Source organism: Bartonella sp. CL63NXGY (assembly GCF_042194905.1).
In the GTDB taxonomy this organism is placed as follows: Bacteria; Pseudomonadota; Alphaproteobacteria; order Rhizobiales; family Rhizobiaceae; genus Bartonella.
On sequence record NZ_JBHINK010000088.1, the window covers coordinates 436 to 718 of the forward strand.

Annotated in this window: 1 protein-coding gene; it reads left to right on the forward strand. The window is 47.0% G+C overall.

Annotated features, from left to right (window positions below; genetic code table 11):
- Nucleotides 1–283: ATP-binding cassette domain-containing protein (locus ACFIK0_RS09385; protein ID WP_375663908.1), on the forward strand; the 283-nt coding region annotated here is incomplete at both ends.

Below are 283 nucleotides of genomic sequence, written 5' to 3' on the forward strand. Positions count from 1 at the left end.
GGCAATTAACCTACCAAGGAACGATTCAAACTCAATTGCATTTTGCAGCCTTTCCGTTAAATATTACTAATCCGGAACAACTAGCCTGGTTCAGCCTGATTCAAGCTGCTCCAGAGCTAGTGCAATGGAAGGTCGAGCGGGAACTAACCAAGCTCAATGCTGAGGACAGCTTACTATGGCAACCTTTCAGCACCCTCAGCGGTGGCGAACAAACCAAGCTATTACTGGCTGCCCTATTTGCCCAGGATAATGTTTTCCCATTATTAGACGAGCCGACTAACCA